Genomic DNA, 16,132 nt, shown 5'->3' on the forward strand with positions numbered 1-16,132 from the left:
CTGGACCCCTGAGATCCGTCAGAGCGTGTTCGGTTCGTATGCGAGCGTCGAGTACGGCGCTGGCATCACCGACGCGGACTTCAATGAGTGGCGCGTCGGCACGAACGTGATCTGGTCGCCGGTCTCCGGTCTCGACATCGGTGTTGAGGTTCTCTACTCGAACGTCGACCTGGATGTTGCCGGGACGGACAACGACGACGCTTGGGAAGGCCGTCTGCGCGTTCAGCGCGACTTCTAATCGGCTCATCCCGATCGGATAAGGAAACCCCGGTGGAAAAACCGGGGTTTTCTTTTGTCAGGTGCATGGCCCAGGCACATCATCCCCAGCTTGATGAAGGCTCCGCGGCTGGCATGCCGTCAAATTGCCAAGCTGACTGGCTTATCTTTCAGGTATATCGGGGCGTCGCCCTGGAAACCGTCATCACCCGGGGCTGAGCGATGCCTAAGTGTCTTGCCCATAAGTGTCTTGCCCATCTGTCGAAATCCGGTCTGAAGATTGGGGTTCTGGGGCTCGGATTGAGTGCCGGGCTCGCCGGGTGCTCGACCTCGGCTGATGTGTCTTACGGCGAATATCGCTTCGGCCCTGGCTACGAAGCTGGGCACGTCTATGAGAACCGCGTCCATGGCGATACGCAACGAGGCTTTGGAAGCGAGAACTGCCGGACGGTTCTCAGGAGGGAAGTGGATGCCTATGGGCGAGCTTCTTCCGTAGAGGAGACGGTCTGCGACTAGAGCATCGTGCGCTGCCGCTCCTACGAAGCCGATCGCAGCCCAAGGGAACGAACGCTCACCGTGGCGGTTGCCATAGCGTGAATGCTTCGTCAGGAGAACATTATCATGAACAACATCATTTGGCTCATCGGCGCTATCGTCGTCGTCATCGCGATCCTGTCTTTCCTGGGTCTTCGCTAAGACGGGCCCCTTGCGCTTGCAGGGCAGTCTGATGCTGCCCTGCAGCCTTTCCCATTTCCAGTCATTCCCGTCATCGCTTGAGGTCTGATCGCAGCATCTTATTGGATCAGGGCCATAACGGCGGATGCAACATTCACCAGGGCCAGTGCACCGACCAAAGCCGGAACGAGCGGCAGGTGCAGGCGGGGACGCCGGTCATCCTCTCGGAAATTCTTGCCGTGCAATGAAAAGTGAGAGCGCCGGGCAACCATTGCTCTACTCCTTACTAGCTCCTTCAAGAATGGCTGAACCATGAACTTAAAAGCCCCTAACGGGAGGTGCGCTTTCGCACACCGCGCCTTCAAAGCCCTAAATTTCAGCCATTTAATGCCGTGTCGCGGTCTTCTGAATCTGGAGAAGTTGACCTTCGATCGCACGCATTCTCGTCATTAAGCGATCGAGTTCGCCGAGAAGGAGCTTCTCATCCTGCTTGGCCTTTTCCACGAGGTCGGCGGAGGTGCCGTGGCGGATCCGGTGCAGAGCATCGGCCAGTTGCATGTCCAGGACCCGCATGGCTTTCTCCAGATCCAGGAACTCCTGGTGTAACTGACTCTCCTTGAACACGACAGGGCCCCTGCATGCGAAGCAGACAATGTTGAGTTTAGGCTACAGGCTATAAGCCGGTTCCTCTAGGTAGAAATTAGGCGAGACAGCGATTTTATCAGCGGCCAAGCTGAAACAGTCCGTCTTCATCCTCGTTCTGCAACGAGGGTCCTCAGTGCAGGCGGCGCATCGTTTTGCCTGAGGATCTTTCGTGCTGCCTCCGCCAGTGATGCGTAAGGGGAGAAGCGGCAATCGGCTGTAGCAAACTTGCCTGTTCCAAACGCGCTGTCCGCTGGGCGGGGCTGAATGGAATTTGCGGCCTCGCAAAAAGGCTGAGTTGCTGCGGGTACCAAAAACGGAGCGGACAGAGGAGACGCCGCATGGGACAAAAGATCGAGCCGAGTCGCATTGCATTGATCGTCGAGGATGATTTCGAGGTGAGGGGCTTGGCCGCCGCTCTTCTGGAAGAAACGGATCTGCGAGTGGTCGAGACAGCCAGTGCCGAAGAAGCCTTGGATTATCTGCGCAGTCATGCGGAGGATGTTGCTTTTCTCTTTGCCGATGTTCGGTTGCCATGCCTCATGAATGGTGTTGACCTTGCCCGGACCGTTCGTCTCAAATGGCCCTGGGTTCGCACGGTTCTGACCTCGGGACTTTCCCCAGAAGACGAGCTCAGAGACGTGCCGCGGGATGTGCGCTTCATGCCCAAGCCATGGAGAGCCCTCGAGGTGTTGATAGAGGCCGAAAGAGCGGTGCAGGCGCCCCGACCACACTAAAGGGTGCTCAGTTCCTCGGAACCTTGGCGCTCGTCGAGAATTGCCGTCAGCAGATCAAGGAGGATTTTGCTGATGCCGCAGACGACCGTCGCTACCGGAACATTCCCGTCCCGCAAGGCCGCCGATCAGGCTGTCCAGCGGCTCGTTTCCAGCGGCTTCGCCCGCAACAGCATCGAGCTTCATCGCCATGATGAAGACGAGGGTTACGATCTGGAGATTCATACCCGCGCCGAGAACGTCAAGCGGGCTCAGCGCCTCATCCGTGCGTCCGTGCCGATGTCTGCGATGAGCATGCGAAGCATGGGCCAAATGGCATCGGGTGCGGTTCAGACGGCTCGGTCTCATCCCCTCATTCTGCTGGGCGCAGGTTTCCTCGCAGGATTTGTGATCTACAATCTGATCCCTCGCGCCTCGCAGGAACAGGCGCGAGGGAATTCGCCGTCACGCTCCGGACAGCGGTCGAAACGTGCACGCCATCGCTAAGGAGGGGAGATTGGGCTGGATCAGGATAGGCGCGAGCGAGTGAAAGCCTACAGATCCTCTTGGTCGTCGGCAGCCTGATTGCTGCGCGCTTCAAGCCTTTCAAGCAACTCTCTGATCCGGTCAGGGGCTGGCTCTTTCAGGACATCCTGATAATCGGACTGGAGCTGCCGTCCGATCTGCTTGAGCAGTTCATTTTGGCCAGCCGCAGTCAGCCCGTTGGCATTGATGCTCCAACTGGCATGTCTACCCATGGAATAGGGCGGTCCATCAGCTTGCTGGAACCGCTTTGGCATTCTTGCCTCCCATCTTGTTGACGCGTCTCGAGCCAAAGAACGGTCAAAGGCGTCAGGAGTTGCAGCTAAGTTTTTGGAAAAAATGCTATTTTTGACTACTCGGAGGTAGCCGAATTGTCTCAGGTTGAAAGGCCTCGCAAGGACCGGGGACAGCTTGATGCCTCCTGACGTGAGGCAAGGCGACCGCCGGTCGCATTGGTTTCATCTCGCCCCTGGTTCACAAGCTCGACTTTAACAACAAGGGCTGGGGCTCGAAGAGTGCGCGAAGTAATAATGGTCTATTTGTGCGGGGTCATCCTGCTTCTGGCCGTGTCCACTACCATCGACAGCGAGGAGGAGGTCGGGTTCGACCACATCATGATTGCTGCGTTCGGATGGCCTGTCTTTACATCGATCCTTGCACTGAAGGCCTGGAACAACCGCTGATCCCGTGAACGTTGACTGAGAGGGGCTTTTCTCGCTCCTTGAGCCTCTTTTCCAAGGAGAAGACGCTCTCCATAACTCGCCAACGGATATCGGCTCGCGGTGACGGGGAGCTTGCGGAGGCTTGCAAACGGGACAGGCTCAACAGGGGTTTCATGAATAGCACCGCGCCAGTGCCTGAAGGAAAATCTCTCGCACCAAGCCGATCGCCAGGATATCGAAAGCGCCTATCGCTGCGCTCCCATCTGGCTCTCATGTGTGTGGGCTTGGCGCTGCCGATTCTCGTCTTTGTCGGCTACATTCTCTGGCAGTTCGCTAGTGCTGAACGAGCGCGGTTGGAGGAAAATGCTCTTGATACCGCCCATGTCATCGCAGCGGATGTCGACCGAGAACTGACCGGTCTGCGTTCGGCTTTGAGCGTTCTCGTCTATTCGCAATTCCTGCAAAACGGCGATATCGACAACTTCAATCATCAGGTAACGCGAGCCAACCTGTCGAACGGCGTCAATATCGTGTTGCGCACGCCAGATGGGCAGCAACTGGTGAACACGCGCGTGCCACGCGGCGAGCCCTTGCCTAGAACCTTCCTACCCAGCGATCAGGCTGCCATCGATCTCAAGAAGCCTGTCGTGACGGACTTATTCACAGGGAGCGTATCGGGAACACCGCTCTTCGGCATCACGATGCCGGTGATCCGCAACGGCCAGATCGTTTATCTGCTCTCTGTCAGCGGCCCCGTTGAACGACTTCAGAAGCTCACCAGTCGCGAAGGTGTTCCGAAGGGATGGACGGTTGCCGTGATCGACCGCGGGGGCCGCATTCTGGCACGCAACACGCGGCATGAAGAGTTCGTCGGCAAGCCCGCAACACGCGACCTGCAAGAGAACACCGTTGGTCCTGCAGGAACATGGAATGGCTTCACGATCGATGGCCAGCCCGTTCTAGGTGCTTACGCCCGCTCTCAATTGTCGGATTGGCGCGTTGCAGTCGGAGTGCGAGATGCAGAACTCGCAGCTCCGTTGCGGCAATCGCTCTGGTATCTAGGCTGGCTCGGAGCAGGACTTGCCGCATTGTCGGCGTGTATGGCTTGGCTCTTCGGACGGCATATTACGGCCCCAATGGAGATGCTTGCCGCTCAGGCGATGGCGCTTGGTCGTGGCCAGACGGTCGCGCGATCGCACCTTCCAGTCCGTGAGGTCGCTAAAGTTAGCGATGCCCTTGCGGTTGCCTCGGCGGATTTGCGTCAGCGTGAACGGGAGCGAGATGCGGCTGAAGCGGCTTTGCGCGAGAGCGAGGAGCGTTTACGTTTTGCCTTCGAAGCTGCCGGTGGAGCTGGCAGTTGGGACTGGGATGTCGCGAACGATCGTATCTATGCGAACGAAACCTTTGCTTCGTTCTTCGGGGTTGACCCCGAACGCACAGCTGATGGTGCGCCTCTGTCGGCGTTCGTTGCTGGCATGCATCCAGAGGATCGAGTGACTGCTGGTGCCGAGATCGAGAATGCTATCGCCAAGGGAACGGATTTTTCTGCCGAGTACCGGGTAATCGGCTCCGATGGCGTGACGCGCTGGATCGCTGCCCGCGGCCGCTGTTATCACGACGAAACGGGCAAGCCCTTGCGTTTCCCCGGCATTGCCATCGACATCACCGAGCGCAAGCGCACGGAGGAGGCGCTTGCGGCGAGCGAGCGTCGCCTACAGGCCATTCTCGATACGATTCCCGTAGGCATCGTCATCGCCGAGGCGCCTTCGGGGCGCGTCATCGGTGGGAATGCTCAGGTCGAGCGTATCTTCGGGCATCCGATTCTGCCGTCTCAGGATGTGGAGAGCTATCGTGATTGGATCGGCTTCCATCCTGATGGGCGTCAGGTCCGGGCTGCGGAATACCCTATGGCGCGCGTGCTGCGTGGCGAGGAAGAGCGCGCCGAACTGGAGCTGCTCTACCAGCACGGCGATGGTCGCAATGCTTGGCTCCGTCTGATGGCAGCGCCGATCCGCGATGAGGTGGGCCGGATCGTTGCCGGTGTCGTGGCCTGTCTCGATGTGGATCGCGAGAAGCAGGCGGAGGCGGCTCTACGCTCGCTCAACGCCACGCTCGAGCAGCGTATCGCTGAAGCAATCGCCGAGCGCGAGAAGGCAGAGGCGCAGCTGCGGCAGGCGCAGAAGATGGAGGCGGTAGGACGTCTCACCGGCGGTGTCGCCCATGACTTCAATAATCTGCTCACGGTCATCACCGGCAATCTCGACATGCTCCGCCGCAAGGTGGAAAACTCAGGCGACCCGCGCCTCGTGCGCAATGTCGACAACGCAGTGGAGGGTGCCAAACGGGCCGCGCAGCTTACGCATCGTTTGCTCGCCTTCTCGCGCCAGTCACCGCTCCAGCCTGAAGTCGTGGATCTCAACAGGATCGTCACGGGCATGTCTGAGCTGTTCCGGCGCACCATCGGCGAAAACATTGCCATTGAGACTGTGCTCGCCGGCGGCCTTTGGCGTACGGAAGCCGATCCGAACCAGCTCGAGAGCGCAATTCTCAACCTTGCCGTCAACGCGCGCGATGCGATGCCGGAAGGCGGCAAGCTGACACTCGAGACAGCCAACACCTATTTGGACGAGGCATATTCCGTAAGCACAGGCGGTGAGATCAAAGCCGGGCAATATGTGATGGTGAGCGTGTCCGACACAGGGTCGGGCATGACGCCGGATGTGCAGGCGAAGGTGTTCGAGCCTTTCTTCACCACCAAGCCGGTTGGAAAGGGCACGGGCTTAGGATTGGCCCAAGTCTACGGTTTCACACGTCAGTCGGGCGGTCATGCTGCGATCTATTCCGAACCGGGCCAAGGCACGACGGTTAAACTCTATTTCCCACGCATGACGCAGCCTGGGGACAGGATGCGGTCTATCGAGGAAATACCCGCACCTGCACCAGCGCTTGTGGATGGCGAGACGATCCTCGTCGTCGAAGACGAGGATATGGTGCGGGATTTCTCCGTGTCAGTGCTGGAGGATGCCGGTTATCGCGTGCTTGCAGCAGAAGATGGGCAGGCAGCTCTGAGGCTCCTCCAGGTCCATCGGGACGAGATTGCCCTTCTCTTTACGGATGTCGTCCTGACCGGCCCAATGAACGGCCGTAAAGTTGCCGACGAGGCGCTGAAGATCCGCCCTGATCTGAAGGTGCTCTTCACCACAGGCTACACGCGTAACGCCATCGTTCACCACGGGCGGCTCGATGAGGGCATTCAGCTGATTACTAAGCCCTTTGCGGCGGTTAGCCTCGTGGAGCGGGTCAGGAAAATCCTGGACGAGGAGGGCTCTCGAGGATGAAAGCTATGCTTCTCTGGGCTGTGAAGAATGTAGCAGTAGACAACGCCGTGTCCTCCGGTGGATGATGATGCTATGTCAATTGTTCTGCCCCTCGGGAGCGATGGGAACTCTCATCCGGTCGATCTCGCTAGCCTGATTATTGAGAATGCGGCAGACTCCATTTTCGTGATGGATCTTGAAGGGCGCACGGTGCTGGCCAACGCCGCCGCAGAGCAGACCTTCGGCTGGACGAAGGAGGAACTGTTCGGGAAGGTTCTGCACGACATCGTGCATCACCAGCATCCGGATGGACGGCCCTTTCCTATTGCGGAATGCCCGCTCGGACACGTCTTCGAGTCACGCCGGGTTGTGAAGAAGCATGAGGACGTCTTCTTTCATCGGGACGGCACACCCGTTCATGTTGCCTGCTCCAATGCTCCCGTGATGCGAAACGGCGAGATGGTCGGCGCAGTGCTGATTGCGGTCGATATCACGGAGCGCAAGCGCGCGGAGGAGCATCAGCGGCTCCTGATGCATGAGCTCAATCACCGGGTGAAGAATACACTGGCGACCGTCCAGGCGCTTGTCGCCCAAACGCTGCGCACGTCATCGTCCAATTCGGAGGCCAGGGCAGCAATCGATGCACGCCTGACGGCTTTGTCGCGGGCGCACGATGTACTCACCCGTGAGCGTTGGGACGGTGCGGACCTGCATGAGATCTTGGCGCGAACCGTCGAGCCTTTTGCCTTTGCCAGATTTCACCTCGCGGGCCCCGAAGTTCGGCTTGCTCCCAGCAAGGCTCTTGCAATGGCCATGGCGCTGCAGGAGCTTGCGACGAATGCAACGAAGTATGGCAGCCTCTCCACTACCTCAGGACAGATCTTTCTGTCGTGGAGAATCGAGGGGGCACCAAGCGTTCCATGCCTTCATTTTTCCTGGCAGGAGAAGGGAGGTCCGCCCGTCGTCCCGCCATCCAGACGTGGCTTCGGGACACGTTTGATCGAGCGCAGCCTGGCTCAGGAACTCGAAGGTAAGGTGGCGATCACCTTCGAGCCAGATGGGGTGATCTGTTCCATTGAGGTGCCACTAGGGTGAGCAGCCCTAAAGAAAAGCGCCCTGTAAGAGGGCGCTCAAGTTGCGATCCGTAGGGGCAAAGATTGGATCGGTCCTTGTAGGTAATAATTCTAGGGAAGAATATCTACAGGATACTTCAATATCAGAAGTATTACTCCCAAAGTTCAATCTCTTTCGGATATTTGGATCATGTTTCAGAGTTGATCACAAAGGGCCAAATCAGATACTGCTGCGTTTGCCGTAGGGGCACTACGGACTGGAGGGGCCGCGACCTGGACCATAAACAAACTCAGGCGCGGCTCCCTTTTCTTCAAGTATTATTATGGCAACGTTGCTCATTCTAAATCTTCGGCCACTCTTGATACGAGAAAAGCCGCACTCAAACCTGATTTGACTGCGGCATTATCCATGTCTTATTGCGACGCCGAAGGTCTCGTTGAACGATAACTATGTAATGGAAATTATAGATGCCTCTACGAACAGAATCTGTTTAGATTCCCTCCGCCGGAGGGGCAATTAGACTAAATGGTCTATTTCGCTAAACTGCTCTTTCAACGAGATGCAAACGGCGCTCCTAGTCCTTCACGGCTTGAAATCAGGTTCAGGAAAACCGCTCTACAAAAATTTGCCCAAATCATTGCAAACAAAAGGACTAGCTCGGAAGAAGAGTTAGCCGCCAAGCGCTCCTAACGGAGAGTTCTCGTGATGGAGGGCGTCTCAACCTCTCTAAGCTCAGAAACAGAGATGAGTGATTCTTAGCGGGACATTGAGCGCAGATGGCAGGGGACCCTCTGTGACCTGGCGTACACAGAGGGCTAGGCCTCCCGGGGTGCTCGTGTCTGAACGGAAATGTTAGTGCCTTGGGCTCTTCCCAGCGGCGAGAATGAACGGACTACCCGTTTTTGAAGCCGCACCGGCTTCGCTACCTCTTCGCCCGGGTCGCAGGCAAAGCTGCTGTTGAGTGGATGTGGATTCCAGGTTTCTTCAGGTGAGGGAACTGCTTTGAGCGTTCCCGACCAGCGCAACTTGAAATGCTCGGCGGTTTGTCGATCCTTGAGGCCGACAAGGCCCCAACCGCCAAGCAGATGATAGAAATCCCAGGCAGTATCCTGTTTGTTAAGCCAATTGTAGACGCTAGGCTTCAAGTCTTTCCTGTTCTCATTCCAGACATCCCAATCATTGACGAAGAAAACGAAGGGCCAAAGTCTGGAATAAGCCTCGACACCCCAGCAGGCCGATGACGACAGTTCCTCGTCACGCCATGTGTCGGCGATAAGCTGTTTCAGCTCTTCCATGTCCGTCATGATGCACCCCACGTTGTGCGCCCAGGCGCGTGACCGTCGTTTCATCGACAGCGCGGCACGCCGAATCTGCGACTTCGCCGGTACCACGAAGGTGAGTTAACCCCTTAGTGGCAACGCAATCACCAACAGATGGGTTTTCTGTTTGGCAATCTAGGCTTGGCACATTTCAGGCTATACCGGGGCTCTAATGCCATTGGATAGGACATATGGGCCTTTGTGGGTAGGGTTTAAAGCGTCGCGCCAGTTGGTTCTGCAACGGATCAAGCCAAAAAGCTCCTATGCTCAGCGCCAAGGAGTTGACGGGGCTCCACCTGCAACGGAGGCGGCTGGCGAGCGCGTCCGATCGGACTGACTGCAGGGCCGACGAGGAACTTGACCAAGCGAGGTGAGGTGAGGGCGGTAGTTCAAGGCTGGAATGGTGCGGGCGGCGGGGAACCGCCACTGCACTAAGTACCAATTGAAAATACTAAGGTTTCTCTGTGGCCAATCCGCGCCTTTGTAGGGTCTTTGTAGCGGCTGGCAAGTGACCGATCTATTCACCTGTTTTAGGGAAGGTGACGCCGCTTTAATGCCAAGGTTTCCAATCAGCTTTCAATCGCTGACCCTTGGGAACCCTGCGCCATGCGGTTACTCAACCTCACACTCGCGTTCCTGCTAGCAGCCATTGTTCTGGTTCCGGCCGTAACCCTGCTAGTCTATCGAGCAACAGTGTTGATACCCGCACTGATCGAGTTGTGAGTCCTACTGACAGCCTTATCGCCTTGGCCGAGATAGCTCAGTAGTCAGCTTTGGAAGGTCTTGGGTCAACCACGCGACCACCTCATCGTTCGTCCTGAGGTGATCCGGCATGGGGATAAATGACGTATCAATGTCGTGGATAGCAGCTTGGTCCTTGACCCCCAAGATCGGATCAACACGGCTCATGATCGTCGGATCGGTGGTTCTGCGGCTGACCCAGAAGGGCACAAGGAAGAGCCCAGCGGCACCGAGACAGGCCAGCAGCACGGCCGCGGTAAAGTCCATGAGAACGGTCTCTCTGAAACAAATCACTGCTGTCAGCTTGCCACGCTGAGCTGCTTAATCAACGCAATATGAAGCTAGGCAGCAGACAACTAATGTCTGAAGCCAAACATAACAGCCAATCTGGAACTCTGCTCAAGCTGGAGATTGCTGGTCAAAAACAAACGCCCTAGCCAGGGAGGGGGCTTCCCTCGGCTAGGGCGCTGCGGTGTCTGAGCATACCGCGCCGAGCTGATACGCAACTCGCTCGTGGGGGTGATCTGAAACTGCCAAGGTTAATATTCAGTTCCGAGGATTGTGATCACTCATTGACGTCTGAAGATGCAGTGCGGTGCTGGGCACGTAGCTCCTCAACGGCATTTTGGAGAGGCAGTCGCCTTTCCTGGTGGCGAGACAGGATGTCCTGCCTGACGAACTCTTTGAGGTCCTCCTCAGCGCCACTCCTGTCGAGCACTTCTAGTTCGCGAGCGGTTCGCGCATTCATGCATTCAAGAGCGTCCAAGAGCGTGTGCAATCTCGTCTCAGTCTCCGGTCTAATCATGGACGGATACGTACCCGCCTCGCTTTTCGCTCGCAGCTTAGCATTAAACTTCATGGCGTTCCCCTTGGTATTATAGGGTGTTGGAACACGCCTATATTGATCATTGATCATTAGGGCACGCTTCATGATCGGCGGCAATACTGATAGAAAACGCTACTACTTCAGAGTTATTCTAATAGCGGGTGGCTTGCTGCGCCGCACCATTAGCCAAAGCGTCCACCCGCTCGTTCTCAGGATGCCCCGCATGGCCCTTCACCCATTTTCTAGTGATCTTCCGGCCAACCATCAGGGTGTCCATCTGCATCCATAGGTCTTGGTTCAAGACCTCTTTTCTGAAATGACGGTGGTATCGCGGGAGCAGGTCATGCCGGAGGTATGGCATGAAGGGGTGGAAGGAGGATTACGGGGCCTAAGCTCCCGCTATTATGCTCCACGGCTTTCGAGATAGGCCCGGGCCGTTTTGATGGCACTCTCGCACCGTGGCGATGTGCTTAGCACATCCTCTGGGGTTGCCCTGCCAGTCCAAACGTCGAGGGCGGTTGTCACCACCCAGACGGGCTCAGCCATGGCTCGTTCCGCAAGTCTTGGCAGCGAACCCTCGGCACATGCTCTCACGTCTGCAATGATAGCCTGAGGCGCTCGGACTTCAGCGAGCCGTTTGTTCATCTCATCTTGGAGAGGATCAACAACCAGCAGGTTGATAACGAAAACGAGAATGTCCTGGATCATGTCTACCTCTTTGCTGGCCGTCAGATCAGTTGGGATCCGACATCACGTAAGTGCCAGCTGGCTCACGTCAGAGGGGCCCGGATCAAGGGTCTCCCGTGAGGTAAGCGTAAACCGGATGCGTTCAAGACCTCCGACTGCTCTGAGGTGGTGGTAGTGTCGCGGAAGTAGGTCATGCTGCGGGTTGTCACCCAAAGCCATGAACAAAGCGCCAAGGGGTGACCTCGATGGGCTTCTGTGGGTGATTAGGAGTGGTTGTTTTTAGAGAGTGAATCTCATGAGTAATATCTTCAGATCACACAGGGTGACTTGAAGGGACGCCGATGGACGAGGACGAACTAGACGGGTTGCGTAAGCTGATTAACCAACTTCGCCCGGTCCAAGGCGCTCGCTCGACCAAACGCGAGTACCGCAACCTGGACGAACTCAACGATGCCCGAGTGGTTCTGGAGACTGCTGTTATCGAGTTTAAGAACCTACGGCACAGAGGCGAGGGAAGGGACCCGCCTGACTGTGAGGTCGAAATCAATGGTGTTCGTTGTGGGATCGAATTGACGGAGTTCGTGCACCGCCGTGCGCTGGAGAAATCAATCAAAGCCCACAAGGCTGGGAGCCAGCAGCGTTACTATTTTGAGTGGAGCCGAGAGGAGTTTCTGGATCAACTCCGAGAAGAGATCACGAAGAAGGATCAGCCTAGGGACCTAAAGGATGGCCCGTGGGAGCGGTACTTCCTTATCTTCTGGACTGGGGAGATCCGTCTAGGAGTGGAGGAACTAACCAAGTTCCTTGATGACGTTGTGATCGAGTGCGAACTAATCACAGACGCTTTCATTGGGTTGGATTATCACCCGGGTCAGGGCTACCCGGCTATTCGCATTCCGGTGGTAACGAAGACAGTCGCCTCCCTATGAGGATGGATGGTTATCCCAGAAGGTCCGAGCACAGGAGCGTTGAGGGCCCGTGCGAAGGTCGTGAGCTATCCTGAACATGTCTGTGAATGGCTATTAGCACCTAGGAAAGCTAAGCCATACAGTTCCCTCCTATTCCTAATCTGGGGGACTGAAATGCTATCTCGCCTTGCTTTACTTGCGTCTATCGCCGTGGTCATGAGTGGCTGCTCCATGACGTTGCCTGTAACTGGACTCGTTGAAGGGACAGGAGAGACCTTCACTGGAACCGCAACAGGTTACGCTGATGGAGCTGGAACCCTGGAGATCCGTTCCGCCAAGACCAGCTGTCAGGGCAACTTCGTCTACACTACAGGTCGTCAAGGTAAGGGCACCTTCAACTGTGCCGATGGTCGGAGTGGACCTTTCGAGTTTGTCTCGACTGGATCACGTGGAACCGGAACAGGTGACTTCTCAGGTCGCCGGTTTACGTTCACCTTCGGGTGAGAACTGCGGGAGGGCATCGATCGGGTGACACCCTCCCAACCTTTTACGGTATCAGGCAGCCTTCCGTCTTTGGTGGAAGCCTCGTTGCTTCTCCTGGGTCATATCCTCCATCACCCATCCCAGGTTCTCGGCAATGACCTTCTGACCCAGAGGACCGATGACATCGAAGGGGTGCTTGATCTTCTTAGGATTGTCGTGGCGCTTACCGCAGCCCAAGGCCACAGCCTTAGGGGTCAGACGAAGACGCTTCTTCTCGGTCTGGAGCATCCCAAGGTGGTGAAGGACAGAACGGATTTCCTCGATCCTAGTCCATGCTGCTTCCCAAGCTCTGTAATGGTGATCCAATTTCCAAGAGTGATAATTTTCAGATCACCAGTGGTCCGGTCGAGAACCTCAGAGGTGTATTCCATGGGGCTATCCTTGAAATAGAAAAAGCCCCAACTCCGCAGGGGAGACAGGGCCTTTATGGGGGATGATAGGTGACTGTTTTTAGAAAGTGATAATCATCAGTTATATCCTCGGATCACCCAGGATGACCTTGAGGCTGACCAATCAGCCCGCGTTGAGCTTCTTATGCTGGCTATAGGCGTTGACGGCTGAGGCTCCGATCTTCAACCCCGTTCCCAAGAATGATGACTTCTTAGCTCTGGGAGCCTGATTGATCCGGTCTAGGGCTTCGTAGCTCTGATCACGCTTTTCTGCCTCAAGTCTGGTCATCGTCCAATCCTGCTGGGTATCCATGCGAGAACTGAAACGAGCTTCCTTGGCGGCAAAGTCACGGGCTAGTGCGTCAATGCTCAATCCACTAACGCCACTCTCTCCGGCTGCTACGTCATTGGTCGCCTGTGCTGCTCTGGATTCCAAGGCAACGTCAAAGCGTTCCTGAGCAGCAGACTCACGTTCTTGGATGATCTGCTCATTCATAGAGCGTTGCTTGTCTTCAAAGCTCTGAAGGGCAGCTAGTCTGTTGGCTTCATATCGCCTGTTAGCGTCATCAGCTTCCGTACTCTGTTGAGCGAACTCAGCGACAGAGGAGGCAGCACCGATAGCCAGCGACATCAGGGGTAGTGCTGTCATACACATGATTAAGCTCCTGTGACTCTAACTAGACCGGCCTTAACGGCAGAGCGGAACGTCATCCGGCCATGTCCAGGGATGTCTAGGATCACCTGACTGTCGATCATCTGGGCCTTGATGCCATCGCCAAAGGAAGCGTTGAGGACATCCTCTGCTGAGTGGTCTGCAAGGCTTTCCACGTACTGATTGAAGAGAGGGGCGTATCCCTTCGTGGTCCGCTCCATGACGTGATCGGTCATTGCCTTGCGGAGTTCCTGAGGGTGGTTCTCTTGAGCCCATTCGTAAAAGCGGGAGGTGTCATCAGCTCCCGGGCCCTTCAGCATGGAGTCAGTCTGTGTCTGGAATCCCTGAGCGACCGCGTTGATGCGTTCATTGAGAACACCTGGCTCTTGGCTGCTCTCTCCTGCTGCTCTCGCGAGGGTGTTGGCATTGATCGAACCTTCGGCAATCATCTGCTGGGCTAGTGCGACCTGTGTTCCTGAGCTGATGGAGGCAGCAAGATCAGCTAGATCGGCTTCCACGTTAGCATCGGGCAGGGCTTCACCGGCATCCTCAGGGGTCTCCTGTGGCTGCTCACTTGCGAGAACCCTTGCTTCACCATCGGGGACCAAGATCCAACGTCCATTTTGGTTCTGTTCCACCAACCCAAGTGCAGCGGCATTCTGCAATGTGGTCTGAGTAACCAGCCACACTGATGATATCGGTCGGCTGAAGGGCACCCTGCCGGGGAGACCCTGTAGGAGTGCGAGCTTGGAGACCACCTGACGGATCAAGATCCGCAGTGTTGACGCTCGCGTAGGTATCCCGCTCAGTGGCTTCATTACCGCTGTAGGTAGTTACCGCATTGCCAGAGCGAACGGTGATGGAGCGATCCTCAGAGGAGATGAGGTTTGATGTATCAGTAGGGTCGCCATCAGTAGCGACTTGGTATTGAGCGAATGACATTAGGTGGCTTTCTTTGGCTTAGGATCGAATTTGTGAAGAGAGTCGAAGAGGCGTTGACGTTGCTCTTCGATGAACGAGCGGCGGATACCGACTAGGCGACTGAATTGCTTTCCATTCATGCTCACCCTGAGCCCATCAGGTTGAGTGTCATCCAGCCGAATACAGCACTTGAGGATGTGAGAGAGGATGCGGATATCCCGTTCATCGAAGGTGCCTTCCTCAAGCAATCTCTTCGATGTCTCCCTTCAGGTTTGATCCACTGTGGCCCTCAACGTGAAGCCAAGGGCGAACCAGTCGGGTGATCTTCCGTGTGAAGTACGGTGTCCCGTTTCGATCAACGTAGTGGGGTTCCTGAGGGTCAGTCATTGGAGGCCCTCACAGGAATATGGAGGCCGGACCCAAGAGGCTGAAACTTCGGCTTCTTGGAGGTCTTGGGCTTCTTCCTCACTCCACCTCCACCATGATCCAGCCAGAGATTGGATTGCCTTAAATTCAAGGTATTCTTATCTTTGTGCTTCACGGCTGTTCTGGCAGGGGCATCTAGGATTAGACGAGCTACCGTGATGAGCTTCCCTTGGTGCTTGAAGCGTACATAGGCTGGCTTCCCTTCACCGGCTGAGTTCAGCACCCAAGATGCCAACTCGTAGTTAGCGATTATCGCCTCATAGTCTTCGGCATAGAGCCAGCAGGTCTTACATGTGCTTGCTAGTAGGACACCAACAACGGCCTTCCGATCTTCATCGATGCGTACGATTATTTCATGATACTGTTTGTTTTTCATAGGTTCGGTACAATCGAAAATAGAAGTAGATACGTCCCCCCTCAGACCAACACATGGTCATCACTGAAGGCGTTCTCTGTCTGGAAAGGAATTGCATCAAGGCGACTAGCCATCGCCGTCTGTGAAGCCACCGCGACACTTGCAGGGGCATCCTGGGAGGGATGAGGACGGTAGTTCTCGAATGTCAGTCCACGGTCATCCCGCTCGACCACAGTGAGGGCAGCAGCCTTACCCACGGTAATGACCATGGAAGTGATGGGGCTTCCCTCATGGGCGACTGTGAGGATCACATCGTCACTGACACCTTCCCGCTTGAGTTGTCTTGCAGCGGAGAAGATGGGGGTATGACCCTGAGCTAGGACACGTCCATTCAGAAGGGCAGCATAACGCCCTCCACGGCCAATGGGTCGGAGAGTGATATTCATTGATTTTCTCGGTCTGGTTGGTTGGGCCTGGTTTCTTAGAAAAGGGACCACCTACCCGCCGTTGATTATGAGCGAGG

General features: G+C 56.2%; 17 protein-coding genes and 1 pseudogene. 8 read left to right on the forward strand and 10 right to left on the reverse strand.

What is annotated here, in order from left to right; genetic code table 11:
- Together AA309_RS07305 and AA309_RS34120 are read left to right on the forward strand one after the other, a co-directional pair.
- Positions 1 to 238 (forward strand): annotated as a pseudogene (locus AA309_RS07305) (porin); the annotation flags it as partial.
- Positions 239 to 438: 200 nt separating this feature from the next.
- Positions 439 to 732: a hypothetical protein gene (locus AA309_RS34120; protein WP_150117426.1), complete on the forward strand. Its 294-nt coding sequence runs from the start codon at positions 439 to 441 to the stop codon at positions 730 to 732.
- Positions 733 to 1,010: 278 nt separating this feature from the next.
- Here the strand turns inward: AA309_RS34120 and AA309_RS35085 are convergent, their stop codons facing one another.
- Both AA309_RS35085 and AA309_RS07315 read right to left on the reverse strand, forming a co-directional pair.
- Positions 1,011 to 1,163, reverse strand: coding sequence for a hypothetical protein (locus AA309_RS35085; RefSeq protein WP_160310411.1), 153 nt, complete (start codon positions 1,161 to 1,163; stop codon positions 1,011 to 1,013).
- A gap of 112 nt (positions 1,164 to 1,275) precedes the next feature.
- Positions 1,276 to 1,464: a hypothetical protein gene (locus AA309_RS07315; RefSeq protein ID WP_150117427.1), complete on the reverse strand. Its 189-nt coding sequence runs from the start codon at positions 1,462 to 1,464 to the stop codon at positions 1,276 to 1,278.
- A gap of 410 nt (positions 1,465 to 1,874) precedes the next feature.
- Here AA309_RS07315 and AA309_RS07320 point away from each other — a divergent pair, with 410 nt between their 5' ends.
- Together AA309_RS07320 and AA309_RS07325 are read left to right on the forward strand one after the other, a co-directional pair.
- Complete coding sequence (locus tag AA309_RS07320) at positions 1,875 to 2,270, forward strand: response regulator (protein WP_047188362.1); 396 nt, start codon at positions 1,875 to 1,877, stop codon at positions 2,268 to 2,270.
- Between the two features lie 72 nt (positions 2,271 to 2,342).
- Positions 2,343 to 2,753 carry a hypothetical protein gene (locus AA309_RS07325; RefSeq protein WP_047188363.1) on the forward strand — a complete coding sequence of 137 codons (411 nt, stop codon included), beginning with the start codon at positions 2,343 to 2,345 and terminating at the stop codon, positions 2,751 to 2,753.
- A gap of 47 nt (positions 2,754 to 2,800) precedes the next feature.
- Here AA309_RS07325 and AA309_RS07330 read toward each other — a convergent pair whose 3' ends face one another.
- Positions 2,801 to 3,046 carry a NepR family anti-sigma factor gene (locus tag AA309_RS07330; RefSeq protein ID WP_047188364.1) on the reverse strand — a complete coding sequence of 82 codons (246 nt, stop codon included), beginning with the start codon at positions 3,044 to 3,046 and terminating at the stop codon, positions 2,801 to 2,803.
- A gap of 258 nt (positions 3,047 to 3,304) precedes the next feature.
- Here AA309_RS07330 and AA309_RS35090 point away from each other — a divergent pair, with 258 nt between their 5' ends.
- From AA309_RS35090 to AA309_RS07340, 3 genes are all read left to right on the forward strand, one after another.
- Positions 3,305 to 3,472 carry a hypothetical protein gene (locus tag AA309_RS35090; RefSeq protein ID WP_160310412.1) on the forward strand — a complete coding sequence of 56 codons (168 nt, stop codon included), beginning with the start codon at positions 3,305 to 3,307 and terminating at the stop codon, positions 3,470 to 3,472.
- Positions 3,473 to 3,735: 263 nt separating this feature from the next.
- Positions 3,736 to 6,789, forward strand: a complete 3,054-nt coding sequence (locus AA309_RS07335) for a PAS domain S-box protein (protein ID WP_160310413.1) — start codon at positions 3,736 to 3,738, stop codon at positions 6,787 to 6,789.
- 72 nt (positions 6,790 to 6,861) lie between these two features.
- Complete coding sequence (locus AA309_RS07340; protein ID WP_047188365.1) at positions 6,862 to 7,863, forward strand: sensor histidine kinase; 1,002 nt, start codon at positions 6,862 to 6,864, stop codon at positions 7,861 to 7,863.
- Positions 7,864 to 8,657: 794 nt separating this feature from the next.
- Here the strand turns inward: AA309_RS07340 and AA309_RS07345 are convergent.
- From AA309_RS07345 to AA309_RS07360, 3 genes are all read right to left on the reverse strand, one after another.
- Complete coding sequence (locus tag AA309_RS07345) at positions 8,658 to 9,146, reverse strand: hypothetical protein (protein WP_150117428.1); 489 nt, start codon at positions 9,144 to 9,146, stop codon at positions 8,658 to 8,660.
- Positions 9,147 to 9,899: 753 nt separating this feature from the next.
- Positions 9,900 to 10,169 (reverse strand): hypothetical protein, encoded by a 270-nt coding sequence (locus tag AA309_RS07350; RefSeq protein ID WP_047188367.1) that lies wholly within the window; start codon positions 10,167 to 10,169, stop codon positions 9,900 to 9,902.
- Between the two features lie 710 nt (positions 10,170 to 10,879).
- Complete coding sequence (locus tag AA309_RS07360) at positions 10,880 to 11,089, reverse strand: RNase H family protein (protein ID WP_047188369.1); 210 nt, start codon at positions 11,087 to 11,089, stop codon at positions 10,880 to 10,882.
- A 667-nt stretch (positions 11,090 to 11,756) separates the two neighbouring features.
- Between AA309_RS07360 and AA309_RS07370 the strand changes: the two genes are divergently transcribed.
- On the forward strand, positions 11,757 to 12,344 hold the full coding sequence (locus tag AA309_RS07370; protein WP_047188371.1) for a hypothetical protein: 588 nt from the start codon (positions 11,757 to 11,759) through the stop codon (positions 12,342 to 12,344).
- Positions 12,345 to 12,878: 534 nt separating this feature from the next.
- On the opposite strand, the gene AA309_RS07375 is transcribed toward AA309_RS07370, so the two are convergent.
- The 4 genes from AA309_RS07375 to AA309_RS07400 all read right to left on the reverse strand — a co-directional run bounded on the left by AA309_RS07375 (position 12,879) and on the right by AA309_RS07400 (position 16,055).
- Positions 12,879 to 13,094, reverse strand: a complete 216-nt coding sequence (locus tag AA309_RS07375) for a hypothetical protein (protein WP_047188372.1) — start codon at positions 13,092 to 13,094, stop codon at positions 12,879 to 12,881.
- 285 nt (positions 13,095 to 13,379) lie between these two features.
- A complete protein-coding gene (locus tag AA309_RS07380) occupies positions 13,380 to 13,910 on the reverse strand; it encodes a virion core protein, T7 gp14 family (protein ID WP_047188373.1) in 531 nt (176 codons plus the stop codon).
- Positions 13,911 to 13,912: 2 nt separating this feature from the next.
- Positions 13,913 to 14,515 (reverse strand): hypothetical protein, encoded by a 603-nt coding sequence (locus AA309_RS07385; protein ID WP_150117429.1) that lies wholly within the window; start codon positions 14,513 to 14,515, stop codon positions 13,913 to 13,915.
- 1,156 nt (positions 14,516 to 15,671) lie between these two features.
- On the reverse strand, positions 15,672 to 16,055 hold the full coding sequence (locus tag AA309_RS07400; protein WP_047188377.1) for a hypothetical protein: 384 nt from the start codon (positions 16,053 to 16,055) through the stop codon (positions 15,672 to 15,674).
- Between the last annotated feature and the right edge of the window lie 77 nt (positions 16,056 to 16,132).

This window comes from Microvirga vignae, from assembly GCF_001017175.1.
GTDB classification, from domain to species: Bacteria; Pseudomonadota; Alphaproteobacteria; order Rhizobiales; family Beijerinckiaceae; genus Microvirga; species Microvirga vignae.